Annotated in this window: 17 protein-coding genes and 1 pseudogene; 6 read left to right on the forward strand and 12 right to left on the reverse strand. The window is 64.8% G+C overall.

All coding sequences use genetic code 11. The features are described 5' to 3' along the window. Window positions 1-18: 18 nt before the first annotated feature. Together cysN and cysD are read right to left on the reverse strand one after the other, a co-directional pair. Complete coding sequence (gene cysN, locus ABB26_RS06325) at window positions 19-1,902, reverse strand: sulfate adenylyltransferase subunit CysN (RefSeq protein WP_057632840.1); 1,884 nt, start codon at window positions 1,900-1,902, stop codon at window positions 19-21. Further along, window positions 1,902-2,813 carry a sulfate adenylyltransferase subunit CysD gene (gene cysD, locus ABB26_RS06330; RefSeq protein WP_057632841.1) on the reverse strand — a complete coding sequence of 304 codons (912 nt, stop codon included), beginning with the start codon at window positions 2,811-2,813 and terminating at the stop codon, window positions 1,902-1,904. The genes cysN and cysD overlap by 1 nt, the downstream gene beginning before the upstream one ends. A 196-nt stretch (window positions 2,814-3,009) precedes the next feature. Here cysD and ABB26_RS06335 point away from each other — a divergent pair, with 196 nt between their 5' ends. The 3 genes and pseudogenes from ABB26_RS06335 to ABB26_RS06345 all read left to right on the forward strand — a co-directional run bounded on the left by ABB26_RS06335 (window position 3,010) and on the right by ABB26_RS06345 (window position 7,360). Continuing rightward, window positions 3,010-4,848: an assimilatory sulfite reductase (NADPH) flavoprotein subunit gene (locus ABB26_RS06335; RefSeq protein ID WP_057632842.1), complete on the forward strand. Its 1,839-nt coding sequence runs from the start codon at window positions 3,010-3,012 to the stop codon at window positions 4,846-4,848. Between the two features lie 71 nt (window positions 4,849-4,919). Continuing rightward, a pseudogene (gene cysI / locus ABB26_RS06340) lies at window positions 4,920-6,632 on the forward strand (assimilatory sulfite reductase (NADPH) hemoprotein subunit); the annotation flags it as partial. Further along, a complete protein-coding gene (locus ABB26_RS06345) occupies window positions 6,629-7,360 on the forward strand; it encodes a phosphoadenylyl-sulfate reductase (protein ID WP_057632844.1) in 732 nt (243 codons plus the stop codon). The pseudogene cysI and the gene ABB26_RS06345, both read left to right, overlap by 4 nt. Window positions 7,361-7,570: 210 nt before the next feature. Here ABB26_RS06345 and ABB26_RS06350 read toward each other — a convergent pair whose 3' ends face one another. The 6 genes from ABB26_RS06350 to ABB26_RS06375 form a co-directional block, all read right to left on the reverse strand. Then, entirely contained in the window at window positions 7,571-8,002 is a 432-nt protein-coding gene (locus ABB26_RS06350; RefSeq protein ID WP_057632845.1) for a BLUF domain-containing protein, read from the reverse strand. Window positions 8,003-8,090: 88 nt separating this feature from the next. Then, on the reverse strand, window positions 8,091-10,151 hold the full coding sequence (locus ABB26_RS06355) for a TonB-dependent copper receptor (RefSeq protein ID WP_057632846.1): 2,061 nt from the start codon (window positions 10,149-10,151) through the stop codon (window positions 8,091-8,093). Between the two features lie 72 nt (window positions 10,152-10,223). Then, window positions 10,224-10,664, reverse strand: coding sequence for a DUF2946 family protein (locus ABB26_RS06360; RefSeq protein WP_057632847.1), 441 nt, complete (start codon window positions 10,662-10,664; stop codon window positions 10,224-10,226). Window positions 10,665-10,782: 118 nt separating this feature from the next. Then, window positions 10,783-11,484, reverse strand: a complete 702-nt coding sequence (locus ABB26_RS06365; protein WP_152982577.1) for an alpha/beta fold hydrolase — start codon at window positions 11,482-11,484, stop codon at window positions 10,783-10,785. A 214-nt stretch (window positions 11,485-11,698) separates the two neighbouring features. Further along, on the reverse strand, window positions 11,699-11,935 hold the full coding sequence (locus tag ABB26_RS06370; protein WP_152982578.1) for a hypothetical protein: 237 nt from the start codon (window positions 11,933-11,935) through the stop codon (window positions 11,699-11,701). A 78-nt stretch (window positions 11,936-12,013) separates the two neighbouring features. After that, window positions 12,014-12,997, reverse strand: a complete 984-nt coding sequence (locus tag ABB26_RS06375) for a LysR family transcriptional regulator (RefSeq protein WP_057632850.1) — start codon at window positions 12,995-12,997, stop codon at window positions 12,014-12,016. A 178-nt stretch (window positions 12,998-13,175) separates the two neighbouring features. Here ABB26_RS06375 and cysG point away from each other — a divergent pair, with 178 nt between their 5' ends. The 3 genes from cysG to ABB26_RS06390 all read left to right on the forward strand — a co-directional run bounded on the left by cysG (window position 13,176) and on the right by ABB26_RS06390 (window position 16,353). Continuing rightward, entirely contained in the window at window positions 13,176-14,627 is a 1,452-nt protein-coding gene (cysG, locus tag ABB26_RS06380; RefSeq protein WP_245626151.1) for a siroheme synthase CysG, read from the forward strand. Between the two features lie 21 nt (window positions 14,628-14,648). Further along, on the forward strand, window positions 14,649-15,608 hold the full coding sequence (cysK, locus tag ABB26_RS06385) for a cysteine synthase A (protein WP_057632852.1): 960 nt from the start codon (window positions 14,649-14,651) through the stop codon (window positions 15,606-15,608). A 169-nt stretch (window positions 15,609-15,777) separates the two neighbouring features. Continuing rightward, a complete protein-coding gene (locus tag ABB26_RS06390) occupies window positions 15,778-16,353 on the forward strand; it encodes an O-acetyl-ADP-ribose deacetylase (RefSeq protein WP_057632853.1) in 576 nt (191 codons plus the stop codon). A gap of 189 nt (window positions 16,354-16,542) precedes the next feature. Here ABB26_RS06390 and ABB26_RS06395 read toward each other — a convergent pair whose 3' ends face one another. The 4 genes from ABB26_RS06395 to ABB26_RS06410 all read right to left on the reverse strand — a co-directional run bounded on the left by ABB26_RS06395 (window position 16,543) and on the right by ABB26_RS06410 (window position 21,933). Further along, the gene (locus tag ABB26_RS06395; protein WP_245626152.1) at window positions 16,543-17,841 is read right to left on the reverse strand and encodes a M1 family metallopeptidase; all 1,299 of its coding nucleotides are present in this window, start codon (window positions 17,839-17,841) and stop codon (window positions 16,543-16,545) included. 327 nt (window positions 17,842-18,168) lie between these two features. Next, a complete protein-coding gene (locus ABB26_RS06400; protein WP_057632855.1) occupies window positions 18,169-19,173 on the reverse strand; it encodes a class I fructose-bisphosphate aldolase in 1,005 nt (334 codons plus the stop codon). 160 nt (window positions 19,174-19,333) lie between these two features. Next, the gene (gene pyk, locus ABB26_RS06405; protein ID WP_057632856.1) at window positions 19,334-20,800 is read right to left on the reverse strand and encodes a pyruvate kinase; all 1,467 of its coding nucleotides are present in this window, start codon (window positions 20,798-20,800) and stop codon (window positions 19,334-19,336) included. Between the two features lie 488 nt (window positions 20,801-21,288). Further along, the gene (locus tag ABB26_RS06410) at window positions 21,289-21,933 is read right to left on the reverse strand and encodes an HAD hydrolase-like protein (protein WP_057632857.1); all 645 of its coding nucleotides are present in this window, start codon (window positions 21,931-21,933) and stop codon (window positions 21,289-21,291) included. Window positions 21,934-21,968 lie beyond the last annotated feature (35 nt).

Raw genomic sequence — 21,968 nt, forward strand, 5'->3', positions numbered from 1 at the left:
CCCCCGCATCCCCTCACCTCAATGCCGTTCCAGAACCTGCAGCACCTGCTCCACCATCGCCGGCACGCTGTCGCTGTCCGCACGCAGGTGCAGCTCCGGGGTTTCCGGGGCTTCGTAAGGCGAGTCGATGCCGGTGAAGTTGGGGATCTGCCCTGCCCGCGCCTTGCGGTACAGGCCCTTCACGTCACGGGCTTCGGCTACTTCCAGCGGCACATCGACGAATACTTCAATGAACTCACCCGGCTCGAAGCGTTCGCGCGCCATCTGCCGCTCCGCCCGGAACGGGGAGATGAAGCTGACCAGCACGATCAGTCCCGCATCGGCCATCAGCCGCGCCACTTCGGCCACGCGGCGGATGTTCTCCACACGGTCCTCGTCGGTGAAGCCCAGGTCCCGATTGAGGCCGTGGCGGACGTTGTCACCGTCCAGCAGGAAAGTATGCCGGCCCTGGGCGTGCAGGCGCTTTTCCACCTGGTTGGCGACGGTGGACTTGCCGGCACCGGACAGACCGGTGAACCACAGCACCTTGGGCTGCTGGCCCTTGATGCGCGAACGCGCGGCCTTGTCCACGTCCAGATGCTGCCAATGCACGTTGCCGGCGCGGCGCAGGGCAAAATCAAGCGTGCCGGCAGCGACCGTGGCATTGGTCTGCCGGTCGATCAGGATGAAGCCACCCAGCGCCCGGTTCTGCGCATACGGGGCGAAGGCTACCGGCTCGTCCAACGCCAGGTTGCAGTAACCCACTTCGTTCAATTCCAGGCGCTTGGCCGCCAACCGCTCCTGCGTGTTCACGTCCACGCGGTGCTTGATCTCGCTGATGCTGGCGGACACGGTGCGGCTGCCGATCTGCAGCCAGTACGGGCGACCCGGCAACAACGCGGCATCGTCCATCCACAGCACATGCGCGGCGAACTGGTCAGCCACTTCCGGCGGATCGTCGGCCGCGGCAATCACGTCACCACGGCTGACATCCACTTCGTCCGCCAGTGTCAGCGTCACCGCCTGACCGGCAGAGGCAACGTCCAACGGGCCGTCCGGCCCCAGCACCTGCTTGACCGTGGAACGACGCGCCGAAGGCAACACCACCACCGCGTCACCCGCGCGCACCTGGCCACCGGCGATGGTGCCGGCAAAGCCGCGGAAATCCTGATTGGGGCGATTGACCCACTGCACCGGCAGGCGCAGGCCGCTTTCTGCATCGCGTGCGCCGAGTTGCACCGTGTCCAGATGCTCGATCAGGCTGGGGCCGGCATACCACGGCATCAACGCCGAGCGGGTGGACAGGTTCTGCCCTTCCAGTGCCGACAACGGAATGGCCTGCACATGGGCGATGCCGAGCTGCCCGGCCAGCGTCTGGTAGTCCTCGCTGATGCGCGCGAACACATCGGCGTCATAGTCGACCAGATCCATCTTGTTCACCGCCAGCACCACCTGATCAATGCCCAGCAGGGAAATGATGTAGCTGTGGCGGCGGGTCTGCGACAGCAGGCCCTTGCGTGCATCCACCAGCACCACTGCCACATCCGCGGTGGAAGCGCCGGTGGCCATGTTGCGGGTGTACTGCTCATGCCCCGGGCAGTCGGCGACGATGTACTTGCGACGGTCGGTATCGAAATAACGATAAGCCACGTCGATGGTGATGCCCTGCTCGCGCTCGGCGGCCAGGCCATCGAGCAGCAACGCGTAATCGATGCGTTCGCCCTGCGTGCCATGGCGACGGCTGTCGGCCTCCAGCGCGGCCAGCTGGTCATCGAACAGACGCTTGCTTTCGTACAGCAGACGGCCGATCAGGGTGCTCTTGCCGTCGTCGACGCTGCCGCAGGTGATGAAGCGCAGCAGCGGCTTGGTTTCATGCTGCTGCAGGTAAGCCGAGATGTCGGAAGAAGTGGCAACCGTGCTCATCAGAAATAGCCCTCCAGCTTCTTCTTTTCCATCGAGGCGGATTGGTCGTGATCGATCAACCGGCCCTGCCGTTCGGAGCTGGTGGACACCAGCATCTCGGCGATGATTTTCTCCAGTGTGTCAGCGTCCGATTCGATGGCTCCGGTCAGCGGGTAGCAGCCCAGCGTGCGGAAGCGCACCCTGCGCAGCTGCGGCACCTCACCCGGACGCAGTGGCAGGCGTTCGTCATCGACCATGATCAGGCTGCCGTCGCGCTCGACCACCGGCCGTTCGGCCGCCAGATACAGCGGCACCACCGGGATCTTCTCGCGATAGATGTAGAGCCAGATATCCAGCTCGGTCCAGTTCGACAGTGGAAACACGCGCACGCTTTCGCCCTGGTGAATGCGGGCGTTGTAGAGATTCCACAGTTCCGGGCGCTGGTTCTTGGGGTCCCAACGGTGACGGTCGTTGCGGAACGAAAACACCCGCTCCTTGGCCCGCGACTTTTCCTCATCGCGCCGCGCACCGCCAATGGCGGCATCGAACTTCCACTTGTCCAGCGCCTGCTTCAGGCCCTGGGTCTTCATCACGTCGGTATGCACGCTGGCACCATGCGTCACCGGGCCGATGTTCTGGGCGATGCCATCCGGGTTGATATGCACCCGCAGCTCGGTGCCGGTCTCGGCCACGCGGCGGTCGCGGAAAGCGATCATCTCGCCGAACTTCCAGCGCGTATCCACATGCAGCAGCGGGATCGGCGGCACGCCGGGGGCGAAGGCCTTCATCAGCAGATGCAGCAGCACCGAGCTGTCCTTGCCCACCGAGTACAGCAACACCGGGTTGTCAAAGGCTGCGGTAACTTCCCGCAGGATGTGGATGCTTTCGGCTTCCAGCCGGTCCAGGTGCGACAGAGGTGCGTTGGCAGTCATTGCGTGGCGATATGGAGGCGGAGCCTGGATGAAGGGTAACAGCGTGGCCGGATGGACCCGGGGTAGGACGGCGAGTGTGGGCCGGTGGCCGGGGGCGTTGAAATAAACGCAGGGCATGAAGCGATAACCGCTGGTCCTTTCCGCTGGACCAAGGAGCTATCTAGCATCCTTCATCCCACCCCAGACCGGACCGGAAATGACCGCCGCCGCCAGCGTTCCACCCAGCCCCTTGCCTGAGGACCGCAAGGTCCTGCTGTCGCGACTGGTGGAAGGCCTGGATGGCAACAGTTTGTGGTGGCTGTCCGGCTTTGCCGCCGGGTTGGCCCAGGGAAACCCTCCCCCGTCCCTGGCCATCATCCCCGGCGGCCAGGCCGCCGCGCAGGCTGCCCAGTCCCGGTTGACCGTGATCTACGGCAGCCAGACCGGCAATGCCCGCCGTGCCGCCGAGCAGCTGGCCGCCGAGGTCGAGGCTACCGGCCTGCCGGTACGCCTGCTGCGCGCCGACGCCTATCCGACCCGCGAACTGGCCAACGAACGCCTGCTGTACATCGTCATCAGCACCCAGGGCGAAGGCGATCCGCCAGACGACGCGATCGGCCTGGTCGAGTTCATCGCCGGCAAGCGCGCGCCCAAGCTGCCGCAACTCAAGTACGCCGTGCTCGGCCTGGGCGATTCCAGCTACGCCGAGTTCTGCGGCATCGCCCGCAAGCTGGACACGCGCCTGGCAGAACTGGGCGCCACCCGTTTGCAGCCAGCCGGCGAAGCCGACCTGGACATCGAGACCGTGGCTGTGCCGTGGCGCAGCCAGGCACTGGCCGATGCCCGTGCCAACATCAGCGAAGCGGCGAGCCCGGCACCCAGCAATGTCACCCCGCTGCGTCACGCCAGCACCTACAACGCGCAGCATCCGTTCACTGCCGAAGTGCTGTCGCGCCAGGCCATCAGCGGTCGCGACTTCAAGGGCCCGGCGTATACGCGCCATGGCGTTGCTGACAAATGGGTGCATCACCTGGAGCTGTCGCTGGAAGGCAGCGGCCTGCATTACGAGCCGGGCGACGCATTGGGCATCATGCACCGCAATCCAGAGGAGCTGGTCGCGGCGGTGCTGAATGCCACTGGCCTGAAGGGCGATGCCGAAGTCACCCTCGATGGTCATGGCCGGCCGCTGTCGCAGTGGCTGGCCGAGCACCGCGAACTCACCCGCATCTCGCGCCCGCTGCTGATCAGCGTCGGCGAGCGCAGCGCACATGCCGAGCTGGCGCGCCTGCTGGAACCGGAACACAAGGCCGAGCTGAGCCGCGTGTTCGAGGATCACCAACTGGTCGATGTGCTGCGCCGTTGGCCGGCTGACTGGAGCGCCGAGGCGCTGATCAGCACCCTGCGTCCTGCCACCCATCGCCTGTATTCCATTGCCTCCAGCCGCAAACGTGTGGGCGAGGAAGTCCACCTCACCGTCGATGAACTGCGCTATGACGCGCATGGCAGCTCGCATCAGGGCGCTGCCAGCAGCTTCCTTGCAGCACTGGAAGAAGGCAGCCAGCTGCCGGTCTTCATCGAGGCAAACGAGCGCTTCCGTGTGCCCGCCGACAGCAGCCGCGACATCATCATGATCGGCCCCGGCACCGGCGTGGCGCCGTTCCGGGGCTTTGTGCAGGAACGTGCGGAGATCGGCGCGACCGGCCGCAACTGGCTGTTCTTCGGCGCACGCCACTTCAACAGCGATTTCCTCTATCAAACCGAATGGCAGGATGCGCTGCGCCGCAAGGAACTGCACCGCCTGGATCTGGCTTTCTCGCGCGACCAGGCCGACAAAATCTATGTACAGCAGCGCCTGCGCACGCGCGGTCGCGATCTGTACACCTGGCTGCAGAACGGCGCGCATCTTTATGTGTGCGGGGCCATCAGCATGGGCAAGGACGTGCATGCGGCATTGCTGGACGTGGTGCGCGAACACGGTGGACTGGATGAAGACGGCGCGCGCGAATACCTGACGCAGCTGCATACGGAGGGGCGCTATGGCCGGGATGTGTATTGACGGTTGAGCGGTGTTGACACCGCACCCGCTTCGCGGCTGAGGCCGCCGCTGCACACCCACCTTCCAGCGAAGAGAACATGAGCACCCACTCCGTCGAATCCATCAAAGCCGAAAGCAACCGCCTGCGTGGTTCGCTACTGGAAAGTCTGGCCGACCCGGTCACCGGCGCATTGCGCGAAGACGACCAGACCCTGATCAAGTACCACGGCAGTTATCAACAAGATGACCGTGACGTGCGCGACGAGCGCCGCCGCCAGAAGCTGGAGCCGGCCTATCAGTTCATGATCCGCACGCGCACGCCCGGCGGCGTCATCAGCCCGGCGCAATGGCTCAAGCTCGACGACATCGCCACCCGCTTCGGCAATCATTCACTGCGCGTCACCACCCGCCAGGCGTTCCAGTTCCATGGCGTGATCAAGCGCGAGCTGAAAGCGACCATGCAGGCGATCAATGCCGCGCTGATCGACACCCTGGCCGCCTGCGGCGACGTCAATCGCAACGTACTGGTGGCAGCGAACCCGCTGCTGTCCAGTGCCCACGCAACACTCTACGCCGATGCCGCGCGCACCTCCGAGCACCTGCTGCCCAATACCCGCGCCTACTACGAAATCTGGCTGGACGAAGAACGCGTGGTCGGCAGCGGCAGCGAAGAAGAGCCGATCTACGGCGAGCGTTACCTGCCGCGCAAATTCAAAATCGGCTTTGCATTGCCGCCGGTCAACGACGTGGACGTGTTCGCCAATGACCTGGGCTTCATCGGCGTGCTGGATGATGCCGGCGAACTGCTGGGCTATGACGTCAGCATCGGCGGCGGCATGGGCGCCACGCACGGTGACGCGGAAACCTATCCGCGCATCGCCAACCTCGTCGGCTTCATTCCGCGCGATGCGTTGCTGGATGTCGCCACGGCCGTGGTCACCACCCAGCGCGACCTCGGCAACCGCAAACTGCGCAAACGCGCGCGCTTCAAATACACCATCGACGACCACGGTCTTGACACGGTGATCGCCGAAATCGAGCGCCGCGCCGGCATCCGTTTCGCGCCAGGCCGCTCGCGGCCGTTCAACCATAACGGCGACCGTTATGGTTGGAACGAGGGTGACGACGGCCGTTGGCACCTGACCTTGTCGCTGCCGGCCGGGCGCATCGCCGACCTGCCGGGTGCGCCGCACCTGACCGCCCTGCGCGAAATCGCCGGCTTCCATGAAGGCGAGTTCCGCATGACCGGCAACCAGAACCTGGTCATCGCCGGCGTACCCGCCGGGCAGCGCGCCCGCGTGGATGCGCTGGTAAAGAGCGCGGGGCTGGATGCCGGCAATCAAGCACCCACGGCACTGGCACGCGCGGCGATGGCCTGCGTGGCCCTGCCCACCTGCGGGCTGGCGATGGCCGAAGCCGAGCGTTACCTGCCGGATTTCAGCGCCAAGCTGCAGCCGCTGCTCGAACAGAACGGGTTGGCCGACGCCCCGATCCTGCTGCGCATCTCCGGTTGCCCGAATGGCTGCTCGCGCCCGTACCTGGGCGAGATCGCGCTCGTCGGCAAGGCGCCCGGCCGCTACAACCTGATGCTCGGCGCCGACCATCGCGGCCAACGCCTGAACACGCTGTACCGCGAAAACATCACCGAGCCGGACATTCTTGCCGCGCTGGCGCCGCTGTTCGCGCGCTATGCCGGGGAGCGTTCGGCTGATGAAGGCTTCGGTGACTTCCTGCATCGCGCCGGCGTCATCGATCTTCCGTCTTACCCCACCCACCGCCAGATTCCCGTGGAACTGCACGCATGAGCGCCCTGCCCCGATCCTTGAACGATTCCGTTACCACGCTGCCGGATGACCTGGGCCCGCTCAACGGCGAACTGGATGCCATGGATGCCCAGGCCCGCGTGCGCTGGGCACTGCAGAACGCGCCCGGTGCGCATGTGCTGTCATCGAGTTTCGGCGCACAGTCGGCCGTGACCCTGCATCTGCTGGCCAGCCAGCACCCGGACATTCCGGTGATCCTGATCGATACCGGCTATCTGTTCCCGGAAACCTATCGCTTCGCCGACGAACTGACCGACCGCCTCAAACTCAATCTCAAGGTTTACCGCCCTCTGGTCAGCCGCGCCTGGATGGAGGCACGCCACGGCCGTCTGTGGGAACAGGGCGTGGTCGGCATCGAGCAGTACAACAACCTGCGCAAGGTCGAGCCGATGAAGCGTGCGCTCGACGAGCTGCAGGTCGGTACCTGGTTCACCGGCCTGCGCCGCAGCCAGTCAGCCAGCCGCGCCAATACGCCGGTGCTGCAGCGTCGCGGCGAGCGCTACAAGGTCAATCCGATCGCCGACTGGAATGATCGCGACGTGTGGAAGTACCTGCAGGAACACCAGCTGCCCTATCACCCGCTGTGGGAACAGGGCTACGTCTCGATCGGTGATTTCCACACCACCCGACGCTGGGAGCCGGGCATGCGCGAGGAAGACACCCGCTTCTTCGGCCTCAAGCGTGAGTGCGGGTTGCACGAGGGAATCTGAGCCGGGAGCACCGTACATCCCGGAAAACGGGCTGCAGAAAGAGCCGGGCTGCAGGAACCCGTCATCCCCGCGCAGGCGGGGTTTCAGCCGACGACAGCCGTGGCATCGCTGTTTGTCGATGATGCGCAGTCCCCCCGGCTGTTCGCTCTGCAATGCCACAGCGGGCTCGGCACGATCTTCCTCGCCCGATATCAACCCCTCGCCGTCAGCTCAATGCGGCTGCTGCTCCCAGAACGCCAGCAACTCACGCAACGCAGGCGAGGCCGCATCCTGCGCAACGTCATCCTGCAGCTGCCCCACTTCATGCTGCCATTGCTGGGTACTGATCTTCTGCAGCACGCTTCCATCGGTCAGGCTGCACCCCATGTGCCAATGGCTGAAATACAGGCTCTCGACCGGGCCGTTGTGCAGTTCCTGCAGTTGCACATGCATGCGCGAATTACGGATGCGCTCGTAGATGCGCTCCATGCCCTCTTCCGGCCCCTCGAAGTACTGGAAAAAATGCTGCCCGTCATACAGCAGCACACCGGTGACGCCGGCCAACTGATTGTGCGCGCGCGCATCCACCAGCAGATGGTCGATCTCGGCCGGGGTCAACCCGGACACGGCGTTGCTCACATAGGCCACTGCACGGTTGCTCATGTGCGGAATCACTTCTTGCCGAGGTGTGGCGAGCATGCCACAGCGCCCCGCTGGCGGTAAGCCGCAACGGGGCGCTGTGGGGAAGCCATCAGTAGCGATAGTCCAGCTTCAACCAGAACGAGCGCCCCGGCTCGTTGATTCGCACCGGGTCGGCCGGAAAACCGAAATCCGCACTACCGGCGAGATTCAGGTGCTCGGCATAGGCGCGGTCGAACAGATTGTCCACGCCGACGCTGGCGCGTAGGCCCTCATTGATGCGATAGGCACCATTGAGCGACAACGTGGCAAACCCCGGGCTCGGGCCAAGGTCGCGGGCAACCACATTGCCTTGATCCAATGCCACGCGGCCTTGCCGGGTAGCCGCCCGCAACAAGGCGCCGGCCGACCAGCGTTTACGCTCATAGCTCGTGCTCAAGCGTGCTTCCAGCGGGGGAATCTGTGGCAATGGGCGGTGCTGGTCGCGGTTCTCACCCCAGGCGTAGGCCAGCGTACTGCCCAGTTTCCAACCAGCCGAGGGCCGCCATTCCATGCCCGCTTCGGCACCGGCGATACGGGCATCGACATTGCTCGCCTGTGTGCTGCTGCCCATCATGCCGCCGCTGCGGTAGTTGAACAGGATGTAGTCCTGCAACTGCCCGGCATACGCCGACACCCACACATCCAACGTCTGGCTGCGGAACTGCAGGCCGAGATCCAGTTGCGTGGTCTTCTCCGGCTTCACTCCCGCAAAGGCATTGGCACTGCCGGTTGGGCCGGTGTCGGCGGAGAACAGCTCCCAGTAGTCGGGCATGCGTTCGCTATGGCCGAGCCCGGCATACCAGGTCCATGCCTGGCCCTGATCACGCTCGTAGCGCAGGAACCCGCTGCCCAGCGTTTCCTTTCGCGTCTGCCCCGCAGTGGGGTTGGGCATGTTCATCATGCCGGTGCGAAGGCGCAGGTCCCTGGCTTCGGCCTTGTCCAGACGCAGACCGCTGAGCCAGCGTTGCGCGGTGCCTTCCCCAAAGGTGAGTTCGGTGAACACGCCCTGCGTGCTGAAGTCGGCATCGCGGCTCCACGGTTGCTGCTGCCAGGTACCGCGACCCATGCCATTGCGCTTCCGGTGCCGGCTTTCCTGCGCATCGACACCGGCGACGATGGCCACGTCCTGCCAACGCCATTCCGACGCCACGCGACCACCGCTGGTACGCCGCTCCACATTCGACGCCATCGCCATCGGCATGCTGCTGTCGGGATTGGGCGTGCGTAACGTGTAGTTGTCCATCACGTGATCGGCGCTGTTGGAGTATAGATTGGCCTGCAGCGTGTCCCACGCGCCGGGCAGATTGTTCTTCTCGAAGCGCAGCCCGTAGCTGCTGCGCTTGAACGATGCCCCATCCATGCCACGACCCGCGTATCGCGCCAGTGCGTCGCCGGTACCGGCACTGAGTTCAAGCACCGTGTCGGCATCCGGTGTCCAACCGATGGCGGCATCGGCATTCCACTTGCGCCATCGCGACGGCACCACGTCCCCATTGCCATCGCGGTAGTCGTCGGACTCGGAACGGTTGCCGTTGACCCGTACGTAGCCCGGCGTGCTACCGAAGCTGGCGTCGAGCATCTGGTCGTTGCGGTTGTTGGAACCGGCCAAAGCGCTCGCCTTCAGCTCCATGCCCGGCGCATCGAAGCGCGGCGTTTCGCGTTCAAAACGCACGGTACCGGCCGAAGCCCCGGCGCCCCAACGCACGCTCTGTGGCCCCTTGATGATGACCAGACGGTCATAGGTTTCCGGGGCGATGTATGACAACGGATTATCCATCCGCGAGGGACAGGCGCCGATCAGATTGCCGTCGTTGCTGAGGATGTTCAGCCGCGAACCGGACATGCCACGCAACACCGGATCACCATTGGTGCCACCGTTGCGGATCGCGGCGAAGCCGGGAACGGTCTTCAGATAGTCAGCCCCATCGCTGGCCGGAACCGGTTGCCGTGGCAGCCGTGGATCGGTCTCCCAGTGCAGCGGGGAAGAAGGCGCGGCAGCCGTGACCACCAACGTGTCCAGGGTTTGCGTGGAACCGTGCTCGTCAGCGTGGGCCAGCACTGGAAACAGCGCCATACAGACGCAGACGGACAAACACGCCGGAACACCCGGCATGCGGGAAGCAAAGTACATAAGGTTCTCCAATACGACATCGTCACGCCCTGCCAATGGGCAGCGCGCGACAGAAGAAAAGATGGGTGTCTTTCAGGAGAACCGCGGTGGCCCGCGTGCCGGATGTGCCGGCCAGCGCAGGCTGGTTGGCAGGTGAACGGTGCGCGGAGAGTCGGGCGCAAGCCGATACAGCAGCGGCGCCAACACCAGCAGAACCGCCAGCCACGGCAGCAGGCGCGAGGCCATGGTGCAGTAATCGCAGGCTTCGCCATGTGCGGCATGCGGATCGGTCGGCATCCGCGGCCCGTTGGTCTCCGCCACCGCAGCCGCCATATGCCGCGCATGTTCCTCGGCACTCATGCCGTGATGACCCGCATGCCCGCTATTCGTCGCCGCAGGCGCACTTTCCATCATCGCCGCATGCTGCGCATGGCCGGCCTGCACCCAGCGGCTGACCACCGGCGCCACCGCCATCAGCAATGCAGCGACGAATGCCAGCAGGAGCAGGAACGATTGGAGACGGGCGGAACGCATGACCGCGCAATTCTATCGGGGCGAGGTCATCGCCCCGCCCCGATGAGGTGCGACCGTTTGACGCATGACGTGGAAATCGAAGCCGGCAGCACACAGGAACGCCATCTCCCTGCACGCGTCATCGCAACCAACGGTTCTCACGCGCCACACGCTTCACTATCTGCGCACAATCCACCGCAGCAGCCTGCAGCAACAGGTGCGGACCGGCGACATCAACCACGGTGCAGGACTCGATTGACGAAGCGACGGAACGGCATGCCGATGATGACAACAACCGATCGCCGACCGCTCTCAGATAGAGCGTGGGAAGCTTCACCCTAGCCAACAGCCCGGAAACATCTACTCGCATCGCGAGACCTGCACGGTGCCGCAACACCTTCGGGCTGACCCTCATCAACGCATGACGCAGGCCCTCTTCAAGCGCAGGCGAATTCCATTGTCCGAGCAGCATCCAGGTCATCATGCTCAGCGGCACGCTCCGTACCGGCAATAACGACGCCATCGGCGCGACCCATCCCGACAGGGGAACCGGCGCTTTGGCGAAAGTCGTGGAGAGAATCAGACCCACCATGTTGGCCGGCGGATCGGCCGCAATGGAGATCGCCAGCGGCCCGGAGAAGGATTCGCCCAGCACAACGACCGGGTTGGCGGCGGGAAATACATCGCGAACCCGCCGCTCCAGCGCGGCGTAGTCGAGCATCTCATCGACGGGGTAGCGCATCACGTGCACTGCATCGAATACATCACCCAGCGCAGCGATGAACGCAGCGTGCAACGTCGCTGTGCCATCCAGGCCGGGAAGAATGACGAGGTCGGTCACGGCGATCTCCCACCGCAAGCGTCTGAGCGTGCAATCACCGCGATGCATACACCTTTCATCGACATGCATGGGCCCACGGAGGTCCGGGAGAGTATGTGTATGAATGATTGCCGCGGGAATGCGAACCAATCAAACGCCGGCATCTTCCACATGTCGACTCTGGAAACCGCTTCCGCAGCAGAAAACGGCAGCGCGCAAACGCGGCCATCCTTAATCAATCATCATTCTGATAGAAGGCGTAGCAACCAGAATCGCGCTGAAAGAACTCCGCAAGGAAGCCCACCTTCCATACATCTTCAATCAGCAATCTTGGCAACGAACCCGTGTTTGCTTCTGCATAGGCTCCCCCGGGCTGCCACTCGGAAAGCACCCTCCGTTTGGCGAGAGTGCCCGCCTCTTCCACACTCCTCGCATGGACCTGCCGCGTGGTGAAGAAGCCAACGATGCTCACAGACCGGTCCTCCATCGGCAAGCAGATCCCCGAACCCGAAAGCCGTACCCGGAAACAAGCCATGCAGAGTGCCTCGACTCAGCTGGTAATCGTCTGCGTCAACGATTCCCACGTCGGCGGCACTGGCCAGTTCGCTTCCTGGTTGCCATCGAGCACGCGGCGCAGGTCGCGCTTGTCGATCTGCGGTGCCAGTACATGCACCAGTTCCAGTGCGTAGTCGCGCAGCACCCGGTCACGTGGCAGGACCGCCCAGGCGATGCACTCGGGAATCGCAGCGGGCGCCGGCCACGCACGCAGGTCGGTGTCGTTGCCGCTGACTGCCATTTCCGCCAGCAGGCCCACGCCGAGCCCCGCGCGTACATAGGTTTTGATCAGGTCCGCATCCAGCGCGGTCAGCGCCAGGTCCGGCTCCAGCTGCTGCGCGGCAAACGCGCGCCGCAGCGATGAACTCGCGCGCGTGGAGGATTCGTAACTGATCAGCGGGTGCTCGGCCAGCGCCGCCATGTCCGGGGTTTTGCCGGCGCGGTCCAGCGGGTGTCCCTTGGGCACCAGCACCAGCCGTCGCCAACGGTACAGCGGAACCGCGATGCCGGTGGTCGGCTCGCTGCCTGCGGTACTGATGATGGCGATGTCTGCATCGCCCTGGCTCAACAGATCCAGTGCATCGCTTTCGGCGGCCTGCTGCAGGTGCACGCTGACCTGCGGATACGCCAACTTGATGCGCGCCACTGCCGGCGGCAGCACGAAGCGTGCCTGTGTATGGGTGGTGGTCAGGATCAACTGACCATGGCTTTCGCGACGCTGGTTGGCGGCATAGGTGCGGATGTTGTTGGCTTCGGCCAGTACAGCGCGCGCGCGGGCAATGACTTCCTCACCAGCCGGCGTCACCGTTTCCAGGCTGCGGCCCTTGCGCACGAACAGCAGGAAGCCCAGTTCGTCCTCCAGCTGTTTGAGCTGCTTGGACAACCCCGGCTGGGTGGCATGCACCCGTGTCGCGGCGAGCGTGATGTTGAGCTCGGCGTCGGCGATGGCAACGAGGTAGCGCAGTTGGGTCAGGGTCATTGCGGCGTCATCGGAAAACGTCGAAAGGAGGTGTCGGCTGACTGTAGGTCAAATCGCCGTTCGTTCTTATAACCGAAAGTTATTTATTGCGCGACGCAAGTCATTTCCGGGGGCCGCGAGCCCGGCGCTACGGTCAGCGGCCCTCCTCCTGAATCCGCCCACCATCTTGGACACCGCCTTGTTCCCCCTGTTTGCCGCCCTCAAAGGCCGGGCTGTGCTGGTGGTAGGCGGTGGCGCGGTGGCCGAGCGCAAGGTGCAGGCGCTGCTGCATGCCGGAGCCCGCCCCCGGGTCGGCTCCCCCGAGCTGTCACCCGCGCTTTCTGATCTGGCCCAGGCGCAGCACGTGCAATGGCTGCCGGGCCGGTTTGATGCGCAATGGCTGGCCGACGATATCTGGCTGGTGATCGCCGCCACCGATGACACCGTCACCAACCGTGCCGTCGCTGAAGCCGCAGAAGCACGCCGTCTGTTCGTGAATGTGGTCGACGACGCGCAACTTTCAACTTTCCATGTGCCGGCCGTGGTCGAACGCGGCCCGCTGCAGATCGCCATTTCCAGCGGCGGCGCGGCACCGATGGTGGCCCGCCACGTGCGTCGCCAGCTGGAACAGCTGTTCGATGGCGCCTGGGGACGTCTGGTGGAATTGATCGGCCAGCACCGCGGCAGCATCCGCAGCCGCTTTCCCGACCTGGGAACCCGCCGCCAGTTCTTCGACCGCCTGATCGAAGGCCCGTTGCTGGGCCTGCTGCGTCGCCGCCAGGACGGCGCGGCACAGGCCCTGCTGTCACAGACGATTGCCGGCCACAGCCCCGCCGGCACCGGTTCGGTGGTGCTGGTCGGTGCCGGTTCGGGCGACCCGGGCCTGCTCACGCTCAGCGCCCTGCGCGCGCTCAACCAGGCCGACGTGATTCTCTATGACCGTCTGGTCAGCATCGAGGTCCTGCAGCTGGCGCGGCGCGATGCCGACTACATCGAAGTCGGCAAATCCGCACAGGGCCGCAGCACCGCGCAGGAACACATCCATGCGCTGATGCTGGAACACGCCCGCGCCGGCCGCCGCGTGGTGCGGCTCAAGGGCGGTGATGCCTTCGTGTTTGGCCGTGGCGGTGAGGAATTGCAGTTCCTGCGCGCCCATGACGTGCCGTACGAAGTCGTCCCGGGCATCACCGCCGCACTGGCCTGCGCGGCGTATGCCGGCATTCCACTCACGCATCGCGACCACGCCCAGCAGCTGCGCCTGGTCACCGCGCACTGCAGGGATTCGATGGACACGCTGGACTGGCCTGAACTGGCCAAGGCCCGGCAGACGCTGGTGTTCTACATGGGCGTGGCCGCGCTGGAACAGATCCGGCAGCGTCTGACCAACGCCGGGCTGGCCGCCAGCACCCCCTTCGCGCTGGTCGAAAACGGCTCACGCAGCAATCAGCGTGTGGTCACCGGCCAGCTGCGCGATCTGCCCGACACCGCCCGTCAGCATCAGGTGCAGTCACCGGCCCTGCTGATCCTGGGCGAGGTCGCGGCGCTGGCCGACGAACTGCATTGGTTCGGCAATGCCCCGCTGCATGCCTTGCCCACCGTTTCCTCACTTCCCGCAAAGACGTCGACGGCCACACTGGCCGATGCCGCCTGATTGCCTTAACCGGAGATCCCAATGGCCATCTACAACAGCATCCTGGACACCATCGGCAACACCCCGGTGGTCAAGCTCAACCGTCTGGCGCCGGCAGGCGTGGATGTCTACGCCAAGGTTGAATCGTTCAACCCGGGCGGCTCGGTGAAGGACCGCCTGGCGCTGGCCATCATCCTCGACGCCGAGAAGAAAGGCCTGCTCAAGCCCGGCGATACCATCATCGAAGCCACCTCCGGCAATACCGGCGTGGCCCTGGCCATGGTCGCCGCCGCCCGTGGCTACAAGTTCGTGGCGACGATGGTGGAAACCTTCTCGATCGAACGCCGCAAGCTGATGCGTGCCTATGGCGCCAAGGTCATCCTGACCCCGGCCGCCGAGCGTGGCACCGGCATGGTGCGCAAAGCCGCGGAACTGGCGCAGCAGCATGGCTGGTTCCTCGCCAGCCAGTTCACCAATCCCGCCAATCCGGCCTTCCATCGCCAGACCACCGCTGCCGAGATCCTGCGCGATTTCGCCGGCAAGCGCCTGGACTACTTCGTCAGTGGCTGGGGCACCGGTGGCACCCTCACCGGCGTGGGCGAAGTGCTGAAACTGGCCCGTCCCGAGACCCGCATCATCGCCACCGAGCCGGCCGGTGCCGCGCTGCTGGCTGGCAAGGAATTCACCCCGCACAAGATTCAGGGCTGGACCCCGGACTTCGTGCCGGAGGTACTCAACCGCGAGGTCTATGACGAGCTGTATTCGATCCAGGATGAGCGGGCGATCGAAACCTCGCGCCGCCTGGCCGCCGAAGAAGGCATCTTCGTTGGCATCTCCGCGGGCGCCACCGTGGCCACCGCGCTGGAAGTGGCGTCCAGGGCGCAGGCCGGTTCGGTGATCCTGGCGGTGTTGCCCGATACCGGAGAACGCTACTTCTCCACGCCGCTGTTCGCCGATATCAACGACGGTTCGGACGACGACTGGCTGGCCGGCATTCCGTAATTCCGACTACCGGTTTTGATCCGCACGAAGGCCGCCACGCGCGGCCTTCGTGCTTTCCGTTGCTGCCAATCGCGCACGGTGAGACGCCGCACAGTCAGGCTTTACCGACGCCGGGCGGGTGCAAGCGCCCGTCACGTTTCTCTCATACACGGCGGCGGAAGATCACAGCATGAGCATCGAAGTCTGGCAGGGCGACATCACCCAATTGGCCGTTGACGCCATCGTCAACGCGGCCAACGAAACCCTGTTGGGCGGCGGCGGCGTGGATGGCGCCATCCATCGTGCAGCCGGACCCGGCCTGCTGGCCGAATGCGAACAGCTGCCGGAGCTTCGTCCCGGTATTCGTTGCCCGACCGGCGAGGTACGCGCCACCTCTGGTCACGCATTGCCGGCCCGGCACGTGTTCCACACCGTCGGCCCGGTGTGGCGCGATGGCCGCCATGACGAAGCCGCGCTGCTGGCCAACTGTTACTGGCAATCGCTGCGACTGGCCGAACAGATGGGCCTGGAATCCATCGCCTTCCCCGCGATCAGCTGCGGCGTATATGGCTATCCCCTGCACCAAGCCGCCCACATCGCCGTCACCGAAACCGTCACCTGGCAGAAGAGCCACGCACGCCCGTTACGGATCATCTTGGTTGCCTACAACGCGGCAGCGTTCAAGATTTACCAGCAGGCGTTGGCGGATGCCGGCGGGACACAGAAAAGCCATTTCCTGGAAGACCTGAAACCGGCGATGGGTTGAACCTGTTGTTGGGTATAGGGCTGCAGCGTTCTTCGTCGCTGCAGTTTTGACGTTCGCCCTCCCCAACCTTCCCTTCCCTACGGCAAAGGGAGGGTGTGGCTGTGCATGAACGGCCTGATTGCAGCGAAAGCGGCGGACGGGGTCGGGGAGGAGCAGCTCTTCAGCTCGAAAAATCAGCGCTCCCAAGCCTCAAACCTCACCCCCAACCCCATAAACCCACATCTCAAAAAACGGCTGCAATGAACGTCCCGCCGCCGCTTCCATTGCCTGCTGGAAATCCGCGCTGACCACGGAGCGGCCGTCATGGGCCTGCGTATAGGCCCGCAGCCCCCGCCAGAACACCTCATCGCCCAGTTCCTGACGCAGCAGATGCAAGACCAGGGCTCCCTTCTGGTACACCACGGTGCGGTCATCCGCCGAGGGCTTGTTCCAATCCGGGAAAACCAGCGCACGATCCGTGCCCTTTTCCCGCAACGCCAATACGCGGGTACGCCACCCCGTCACCATCTGCTGGTAAGCCTCCTCGCCCTGGGCATGCTGCAACCACGCCGCTGTCATGAAATTGGCGAACCCCTCGTTGAGCCAGAAGTGCTCCCAACCCGCGCAGGTCACCCGGTTGCCCCACCATTGGTGCGCCGCCTCATGCGCCATCAGACCCAACTGGGTGGGATCGTCCAGCACGCGCTCTCCATAGGTTTCCGACATCAGCGACAGGCCTGCCATTTCCTGGCCGATGGTGCGTGCCACCAAGGCCTGTTGGTAATCGCCTTCATAGGCAAGCCCGGCGCGGCCGGCGAAGAAATCCAGCATATCGCCAGTGGCGGCGAACACCTGACGCAGTTCCGGCGGGGAACGGTCCACGGCGTAGTAGTGCAACCGGTTGCGACCGTGCGACTGCACCGCGTGCTGGTACGGACCGGCCGCGAAACCATAGACATAGCCCGGCATTGCCGTGCGCAGGTGCCAACGGTGCTCGACGCGGCCATCCTCCAGCCGCCGCGAAGGCAATGCCTGCCCCACTGCGGTTGCCTGAAGCTGCTTTGGCAGGCGCAAGGCCAGTTCCAGCGTGGCGCGCTCGTCCGGCGCATCCACCGATGGCATCCACTGGCTGGTGGAAAAGATCGTGTAGACCTCGTTGCGCTCGGCAGCGAACTCCAGGCCATGTCCGGGCTTGCCGTGGTAACGCAGGGTCACACGGGTTTCGGCGCCGGCGCGCAGCGGTTCGGACAACGTGACGGAGAGCTTTCCATCCGCGCGTTCGAACGCCAATGCCTTGCCGTTCTGCGTGGCCGAATCGATCACCAGCTCGCCGCTGTCCAGCAGCAACCGCGGCAGCGGTGCCTCATCGGCGCGGAAGCGCAGTGTTGCTTCACCACGCACCTCGCCCGCAGGAATATCGAGGTCCAGCGTGGCAGCGTAATGCAGGACATCGAAGCCCCGCGTCGACGCGGCAAATACCGGCGTCGCCAGCGCCATTGTCACGACCATGCACAATCCGCGATTGATCTTCCCTCGCATCGGGCTGCCTTGAACGGAAACACAGATTGTAGGCCTGTCGATCCGCCGACCAGCAGCCAGACATTCCCTTGCGTCCCCCTTTGCAGGCCGAAAAACCACCCCGCGCCTCCGTCGCGCAATCCTGCCGGGGCCGCGCCGTGTCTCTTCACGGTCCATGCGGTGACGGAATGGAGTGCCTGCCCCGCCGCTTGCACCATTCCGATGGTGAGCTCGCGACACACGGACCAGCCCCCCCCCCCCAAAAAAAAAACGCCGGCACGAGGCCGGCGTTCTTCATGCGTTACGCAGGTTGGCGTATCAGCCTTCCCACTTGCCCAGTGCGGCCAGGCCGTTTTCCTTGGCACGCTCGTACACGGTCTTCTGTGCGGCAGCGTAGTTGCCCTTGACGTCCTTGGCCCACAGCTTCAGTGCGGCCTGCTGCATGGCGCGGCCGTAGGAGAAGCTCAGCGGCCACGGCAGGTTGCCCATCTGGTTCATGGCGTTGAGGTGAGCGGTGGACTGCTCGTCGGTCTGGCCACCGGACAGGAACACGATGCCCGGCAGGATCGCCGGCACGGTCGACTTCAGGCACATCACGGTCGACTCAGCCACTTCTTCCACGTCAACCTGCTCGTCGCAGCGCTTGCCCGGGATGACCATCGAAGCCTTCAGGATGGTGCCTTCGAGCACCACGTTCTGCTGGTACAGGGCGTCGAACAGCGAACGCAGGGTGGCTTCGGTGACTTCGTAGCAGGTCTCGATGTCGTGGTCGCCGTCCATGATCACTTCCGGCTCGACCATCGGCACCAGGCCGCATTCCTGGCACAGCGCCGCATAACGGGCCAGCGCGTGCGCGTTGGATTCGATGCAGGTGCCCGACGGAATGCTCTCGCCGATGTTGATCACCGCGCGCCACTTGGCGAAACGGGCACCGAGCTTGTAGTACTCCTGCAGGCGCTCACGCAGGCCGTCCAGGCCTTCGGTCACCAGCTCTTCGGGGCAACCGGCCAGCGGGTGCGCACCCTTGTCGACCTTGATGCCCGGAATCATGCCGTTGTCGGTCATGTACTTGGCGAACGGCACCCCGTCCTTGGTCGACTGGCGGATGGTTTCGTCGTACAGGATCGCGCCGGAAATGTGCTCGTTGAGCTTGGGCGTGGTCAGCAGCAGCTCGCGGTAGGCACGACGATTCTCTTCCGTGTTCTCGATGCCGACGCTGGCAAAGCGCTTGGCAATCGTGCCGGTGGATTCGTCAATGGCGATGATGCCCTTGCCCGGGGCGACCATTGCCTGGGCGGTTTCAGCCAGCAGTTCGATGCTCATGAGATTCCTGTAACCAAGGTGCGGGAAAAACGGGATTATAGCCCGCCCCGCTCGCGGGCTGGCTGCCCGCGAGGTCTGGAACCGCTTTCAAGCTTGGGTTAGGACAATTCCTGTCCGCTCCGATCAGTTTTTGACCGGAGCGGTGGCTTGCCTTGTCCGCTCAGAGCCCGCCCAGGCCGCTGGCACGTCCATCGGCGCCGACTTCCAGCAGGCGCAGGGTGTTGGTGGCGCCATGGGTTTCCATGTGCTCGCCGCTGGTGAACACCACGCGGTCACCGGCCTCCAGCAACCCGGCCTCGACCAGCAGGCGGATGCTGCCGCGTGCCGCTTCACGCGGCGTGAAGCCGCGGCTGTCGAAGTTGATCGGGAACACATCGCGCATCAGCGCCATCTGCCGGCGTGCGCCATCGTGGCGGGTCACCGCGAACACCGGTGCCGAGGCGCGAAAGCGCGACAGGTAACGCGCAGTGCCACCGGATTCGGTCATCGCCACGATCGCGCGCACACCCACGTGCTGGGACAGGAACATGGTCGCCATGGCGATGGCCTGGTCGGCACGTTCCAGGTTGCGCGGCGACGCGCCGAAGTCGGTTTCGGTCTGGAACTGGCGCTCGGCCCCCAGGCAGATGCGCGCCATCGCCTCGACGGCCTTGACCGGGTAGGCACCGGCGGCGGTTTCGGCCGACAGCATTACCGCGTCGGTACCGTCGATGACCGAGTTGGCCACGTCCAGCACTTCGGCACGGGTCGGGATCGGGCTTTCGACCATGGACTGCAGCATCTGCGTGGCGGTGATCACCACCTTGTTCTGCGCCAGCGAGGCCTTGATGATTTTCTTCTGCAGGCCCGGCAGTTCGGCATCGCCGATTTCCACGCCCAGATCGCCACGCGCCACCATCACCACGTCACTGGCGTCGACGATCTCTTCCAGGTTCTCGATGGCCTCGGTGCGCTCGATCTTGGACACCAGCGCGGCGTAGCAGCCATGCGATTCGGCGATCGCGCGGGCATCGTTCATGTCCTGCGCGTTGCGGCAGAACGACACGGCGATGAAGTCCACGCCGATCTTGGCAACGATGCCGATCAGCTCCTTGTCGCGCTCGGTCAGCGCACCCAGCGACAGACCGCCGCCCTGCTTGTTCAGGCCCTTGCGATCGGACAGCACGCCGTCGTTGAGCACGGTATTGATGATGCGTTCGCCCTGCACTTCGACCACCTGCAACTGCATCAGGCCGTCGTCGAGCAGCAGCACGTCGCCCGGGCCCACGTCCTGCGGCAGGCCGAGGTAGCTCACGCCCACCTGGCTGGCGTCACCCGGCGCGGCGGTGCTGCTGGCGATCAGGTCGAAGCGGTCACCGGCCTTGAGCTGCACCTTGCCTTCGGCGAAGCGCTCGATGCGGATCTTCGGGCCCGGCAGGTCGGCCAGGATGCCCACTTCCACACCCACGCGCTGGGCAGCGGCGCGTACATCGGCGGCACGCTTGGCCTGGCCGGCCGGATCGCCATGGGAGAAGTTCAGGCGGACCACGTTGACGCCGGCGCGGAACAACTCATCCAGCACCCCTGGCGCATCGGTAGCCGGTCCGAGGGTGGCAAGAATCTTGGTGCGTCGCTGGCGTTCGGTCATGGTGCTCGGTCTCCCTATGAAGCCATCGAAATTAGCACATCCACTGCATGACAACGATGTCGCATACGATTTCATAAAACACTTTCTGCGCTGTCCCAAAGACAGTCCGGACAGCCTGTCTGGACATACCGTACGGTATGACAACGCGAGTCCTGCAACCAGCCGGCATCGGTCATGGCGATACCGCTGACGGTCCGCGACGGAAGCTGCCGTTACACCGCGATGACGTGAGTGGAGGGGGCGGACACGCAGGGTCGCGCGCCACGGACAGAAGGGACATGGCCAGGCCATGGAACGGAAGGGCGCTGCTCGTTCCTGGTTTGCACGGGCGCCCCACCCCCACCGTGCAGATCCTCACTCCCGCGCAGGCAAGACCTTCAACCGGCTGCGGAAATGACGAATCAAAGAAAATGATGCCGCACAAACAACAAGGGCCCCGGAAACCGGAGCCCTGAATCGATCATGCGTGATCCCGCCGCGCGCTCCCATCAACCGCGCAGCAGCACCGCCAGCTCGCCCGGGGTCGAAGCCAGCGCGCCGACACCCGCCGCTTCCAGCTCTTCACGGCCGCCAAAGCCCCACAGCACGCCGACATTGCGCATGGCGTGATGCCGCGCGCCTTCGATGTCCATGCGACGGTCACCGATCATCCAGCACTGCGTCGGCTGCAATGACAGCCGCTGCAGCGCCTCGGCGATCAACTCCGGCTTGTTGCTGCGCGAGCCATCTTCCGTTGCACCGATCACATTCTCGAAGCAACCACCAAAGGGCAGGTGCTCGACGATGCGGCGCGCATGCGGCTCGTTCTTGGCGGTGACCACGGCCAGCCGATGACCGGCCGCATGCAGGCCCTGCACCACGTCGCCGATCCCGGCGTAGATATCGTGCTCCTGCCAGCCGATCACCTCGAAGCGTTCGCGGTACAACGCCACCGCGTGCTCCACCTGCTGCGCATCACCCAGCAGCGGGGTGAAGCTGGTGCGCAGTGACGGGCCGATCCACTTGCGCAGTTCAGCCATCGGCGGTACCGGCTGCTGCAGTTTCTCCAGCGCATAAGCCACGCAACTGGTGATGCCGACGGCCGAATCAATCAGCGTGCCGTCGAGATCGAAGAAAAAGACATCGCGGCTCATGGAACGTCCTCACGATCCGTCGTGAGCGATGGCCT

Source organism: Stenotrophomonas humi (genome assembly GCF_001431415.1).
In the GTDB taxonomy this organism is placed as follows: Bacteria; Pseudomonadota; Gammaproteobacteria; order Xanthomonadales; family Xanthomonadaceae; genus Stenotrophomonas; species Stenotrophomonas humi.

Coding starts and splice junctions, on each gene's coding strand:
- ABB26_RS06400 (WP_057632855.1), bottom strand. CDS start 19,173: ATGAGCATCGAACTGCTGGCTGAAACCGCCCAGGCAATGGTCGCCCCG.
- ABB26_RS06360 (WP_057632847.1), bottom strand. CDS start 10,664: ATGCGTTCCGCCCGTCTCCAATCGTTCCTGCTCCTGCTGGCATTCGTC.
- cysN (WP_057632840.1), bottom strand. CDS start 1,902: ATGAGCACGGTTGCCACTTCTTCCGACATCTCGGCTTACCTGCAGCAG.
- ABB26_RS06410 (WP_057632857.1), bottom strand. CDS start 21,933: ATGAGCCGCGATGTCTTTTTCTTCGATCTCGACGGCACGCTGATTGAT.
- ABB26_RS06390 (WP_057632853.1), top strand. CDS start 15,778: ATGAGCATCGAAGTCTGGCAGGGCGACATCACCCAATTGGCCGTTGAC.
- ABB26_RS06375 (WP_057632850.1), bottom strand. CDS start 12,997: ATGACCCTGACCCAACTGCGCTACCTCGTTGCCATCGCCGACGCCGAG.
- ABB26_RS06335 (WP_057632842.1), top strand. CDS start 3,010: ATGACCGCCGCCGCCAGCGTTCCACCCAGCCCCTTGCCTGAGGACCGC.
- ABB26_RS06355 (WP_057632846.1), bottom strand. CDS start 10,151: ATGTACTTTGCTTCCCGCATGCCGGGTGTTCCGGCGTGTTTGTCCGTC.
- ABB26_RS06350 (WP_057632845.1), bottom strand. CDS start 8,002: ATGAGCAACCGTGCAGTGGCCTATGTGAGCAACGCCGTGTCCGGGTTG.
- ABB26_RS06345 (WP_057632844.1), top strand. CDS start 6,629: ATGAGCGCCCTGCCCCGATCCTTGAACGATTCCGTTACCACGCTGCCG.
- ABB26_RS06395 (WP_245626152.1), bottom strand. CDS start 17,841: ATGGTCGTGACAATGGCGCTGGCGACGCCGGTATTTGCCGCGTCGACG.
- cysK (WP_057632852.1), top strand. CDS start 14,649: ATGGCCATCTACAACAGCATCCTGGACACCATCGGCAACACCCCGGTG.
- cysD (WP_057632841.1), bottom strand. CDS start 2,813: ATGACTGCCAACGCACCTCTGTCGCACCTGGACCGGCTGGAAGCCGAA.
- pyk (WP_057632856.1), bottom strand. CDS start 20,800: ATGACCGAACGCCAGCGACGCACCAAGATTCTTGCCACCCTCGGACCG.